Source organism: Oleiphilus sp. HI0123, assembly GCF_001635315.1.
In genome coordinates this window covers 1-3,329 of record NZ_LWGE01001208.1, presented here as the reverse complement: position 1 = coordinate 3,329, position 3,329 = coordinate 1, and the positions used below count along the sequence as shown (strand labels likewise).

General features: G+C 43.1%; 6 protein-coding genes. 3 read left to right on the top strand and 3 right to left on the bottom strand.

Annotation, left to right across the window (positions count from 1 at the left end):
- Positions 1 to 103: 103 nt before the first annotated feature.
- The 3 genes from A3761_RS13650 to A3761_RS13640 all read left to right on the top strand — a co-directional run bounded on the left by A3761_RS13650 (position 104) and on the right by A3761_RS13640 (position 1,665).
- Positions 104 to 367, top strand: coding sequence for an acyl-CoA-binding protein (locus A3761_RS13650; protein WP_068508728.1), 264 nt, complete (start codon positions 104 to 106; stop codon positions 365 to 367).
- A 139-nt stretch (positions 368 to 506) separates the two neighbouring features.
- Complete coding sequence (locus A3761_RS13645; protein WP_068508725.1) at positions 507 to 827, top strand: site-specific integrase; 321 nt, start codon at positions 507 to 509, stop codon at positions 825 to 827.
- 25 nt (positions 828 to 852) lie between these two features.
- Complete coding sequence (locus A3761_RS13640; RefSeq protein ID WP_068508723.1) at positions 853 to 1,665, top strand: ABC transporter substrate-binding protein; 813 nt, start codon at positions 853 to 855, stop codon at positions 1,663 to 1,665.
- A gap of 30 nt (positions 1,666 to 1,695) precedes the next feature.
- Here A3761_RS13640 and hisI read toward each other — a convergent pair whose 3' ends face one another.
- From hisI to A3761_RS13625, 3 genes are all read right to left on the bottom strand, one after another.
- A complete protein-coding gene (hisI, locus tag A3761_RS13635; RefSeq protein WP_068508721.1) occupies positions 1,696 to 2,097 on the bottom strand; it encodes a phosphoribosyl-AMP cyclohydrolase in 402 nt (133 codons plus the stop codon).
- Positions 2,098 to 2,121: 24 nt separating this feature from the next.
- The gene (locus A3761_RS13630) at positions 2,122 to 2,988 is read right to left on the bottom strand and encodes a metal ABC transporter permease (RefSeq protein ID WP_068508719.1); all 867 of its coding nucleotides are present in this window, start codon (positions 2,986 to 2,988) and stop codon (positions 2,122 to 2,124) included.
- A 3-nt stretch (positions 2,989 to 2,991) separates the two neighbouring features.
- Positions 2,992 to 3,329, bottom strand: a 338-nt coding sequence (locus A3761_RS13625; protein WP_156491841.1) for an ATP-binding cassette domain-containing protein, incomplete at its 5' end; no start/stop codon positions are given.

Sequence of the window (3,329 nt, the reverse complement as noted above, 5' to 3'; positions counted from 1 at the left end):
AACTGTGAGATTATACACATAAATGGAAAAGTGGTTTTACCTATAGAGCTACCGATCTGTATTTAAGCGAGTTATAATCGCGCCAAATTAACAGGAGTAAGTTATGAGCGATTTAAAGCAACAATTTGAAGATACCGTAAACTTTGTTCAAAACTCGGAAGGTGACGTTCAGCTTTCAAACGAGCAGAAGTTGCAGATGTATGCTTTGTATAAGCAAGCAACTGAAGGTGACGTTTCAGGTAAAAAGCCAGGTATGATGGACTTCGTTGCACGTGCAAAATATGTTGCATGGGAAGAGTTGAAAGGAACGACTTCTGATGCGGCAATGCAAAAATACATTAATGAAGTTGAAACATTAAAGGCGTAAATTACAGCGTCTCTAACCAGTCTGTGTCTCAGGCTGGTTAATAGCAGTGTCCACGATAAAAAAGATAATAATTATAAGAGATCAACACAAGGAAAGTGAAGAAGCATATAGGTCTCTATAAGCAGTAAAAGGAATCAATATGAGTACAGCAGTTGCATTGGACGAATGTCAACCGGGGTTGTCAGTAGACTTGGCTGAAGCGGTAAAGCACCAACATTTGAGTGCCAGAACCATTCATACTTACCAGCACTGGATTACGCAGTATTTAGCTTATTATGATTTGCGGAGCCCGCGTTATTTAAGTGAATCTAATGTGAAAGAGTTTTTACGCTATTTGGTAAAAAATATGTCTCTTTCCCGCGCGCGCTTGAATCAAGCTCGAGAAGCACTATTATTCTTATATGAAAAGGTTTTAAAGAAGCCTTTGAAAAGGACGGAGATAGTTCCCAAGGATAGTTAATTTTCATTATCAGGCGGAGGAAGCAATGTTTAGATTCATCTACGCTTTTTTCGCCTTTTTAGTATCTAGTGTCTCATTATCCTTGCATGCCAAGGACCCTTCCACAGTACAATCAGATGCTCCTCAGCCATTTGAGATTGGCATTAGCATGTCAATTCCTCCTTGGGTGATTAAAGAAACTGACTCAGGCATCGAGTTAGATATATTGCGAGCGAGCCTCGATCCTGAGCGTTATGATATACGTCCGGTTTATGTGCCATTTGAGCGAGCATATAAGTTGTTTGATGATGCGCAGTTAGATGCCGTGATGAATGCAAAGGCCAATGTTGTTAAGAGTGGTTATTTGTCCCAAGCCGTGGTGACATTTCAAAACTACGCAATAAGTCTGGCATCCAAGAACTACCCTGAAGATATATCTATGTCTTTTCTTCAAGATAAAACGGTTGTAGGTTTTCAAAAAGCGAAAGACTTTCTGGGTAAAGAATATGCTGTGATGGCACGCACAAACCGGCATTATCAAGAAGTTCCAAAACAAGATTTTCAGATAAATCTACTCTTTATCAGAGAGCTTGATTTTATCGTGATGGATAAGAGTATTTTTGGATATTATTGGTATAAGGCAAATCAGGGAGATCGCTACTCTCGCTTGGCAAAGCAGCGCTTTAGTCAAAAGGTCAGATTTCACCCCTTATTTAAACCAAGTCATTACCCGTTTTTATTCCGAGATAAGCTGGTCAGAGATGACTTTGATCGTGGTTTGTCAGAAATTAAATCAAGTGGTCGCTATCAAGAAATCCTGGATAAATACGACCACTTAAGTAATTTGTATCAGCACTGATGTAAACGAAGAAAGCAGAAAGCAGAAAGCTTATGAGGCGATGACCACCTCGCCTTGCTCAAACTTCAGGTAGAAGCAACTTCTACGATGGGTGTGACAAGCTGCTTCATCTTGTGTGACCAGGGCTAGTAGTACATCACCGTCGCAATCCGTTCTCATCGATACCAGGCTTTGCCAGTGGCCAGAGCTTTCTCCTTTGCGCCATAAAGACTTTCGCGAACGGGACCAATAGCACATCTTGGAGGTTTCGAGAGTTTCTTTTAATGACTCGCGATTCATCCAGGCAAACATTAGCACCTCTCTCGTCTCATGGTCCTGGGCTATTACGGGTATTAAACCCTCTTCAGAGAAGTTTAGTTCGTTTAATACTTTATCTAAGGGATAGGAGGTGCCTTCAGCATCGTTTTCGATCGATTTAAACCAGGACTTCATATTTAAATTACCTATATTTACGAGTTATGCGCTGAGATGTTTGGGTTTGGCAAGTCGAGATAAAAGGCTACCATTAAGTCCTAATGAAAACGACAAGACGTAGAGCATACCAAGTGTCAGTATGATCGCCGGCCCGGTTGGCCAGCCAGCATGGTATGACAAGAGTAAGCCGATATAACAACAGAGAATTGCAAAACAAGAGGACGCCAAAAGCATCATATCGAGGCTCTTGACCCAATACCTTGCAGAGGCTGCAGGCAAAATCATCATACCCACAGACATTAAGGTACCAAGGGCGTTAAAGCCGGCAACAAGGTTTAGAACAACTAGCACCAGGAAGGCAAAGTGAGCAATTGGACTTAGTCGACTGACTGATTGCAGGAAAAGCCTGTCCATACACTCAAGAACCAACGGTCTGAACAGCAGAGCAAGTGTAATTAAGGTAATTGTAGAAACCCCGGCAAGCAAATATAAAGCTTCGTTGTTCAAAGCCAGCGCGGAACCGAAAAGTACGTGTAGTAAATCAACCTGACTACCGTTAATTGAAATAATCAGGACGCCTGCTGCCAGAGAAATAAGATAAAAGGCAGCCATGCTGGCATCTTCAGCGACATCGGTCATACGAGAGACGAAACCGGAAAATAGCGCAACAAGGCAGCCTGCGATAATCCCGCCGATGGTCATTGCCTGAATAGATAAGCCGGCCAGAAAAAAGCCTGCCGCTGCACCGGGCAATATTGCGTGTGCCATGGCGTCGCCAGTTAAACTCATGCGTCTTAACATCAGAAAAACGCCAATAGGCGCTGCGCTAATCGCAATCGCAAGGCAGCCAACGATAGCGCGTTGCATAAATGAGAAGTCTAAAATTGGCGCAATAAAAAGATCGAACATCTGTTAGTGAGCCCCGCAATACACGGCGTTTTCATCAAAGGCTTCGTTGAGTTGTCGTGCTCGTTGCCAGTTTTGCTCAGTCAATACGCCGGCAGTTGGCCCAAAAGCGATGGGCTCTCGCGATAACAAAAGGCAATGTGGGAAGTGAGACTTTACTTGCTCAAGGTCATGGAGTACTGCAACAATCGTTTTACCCTGTTCATGCCAGTGTTGAATCAAGTGTAGTAGGTCATGTGTTGTTCGGCTGTCTACGCCGGTAAAAGGCTCATCTAATAATATTAGGTTGGCTTCTTGAACGAGCAAGCGTGCGAACAAAACGCGCTGCATTTGCCCTCCTGAAA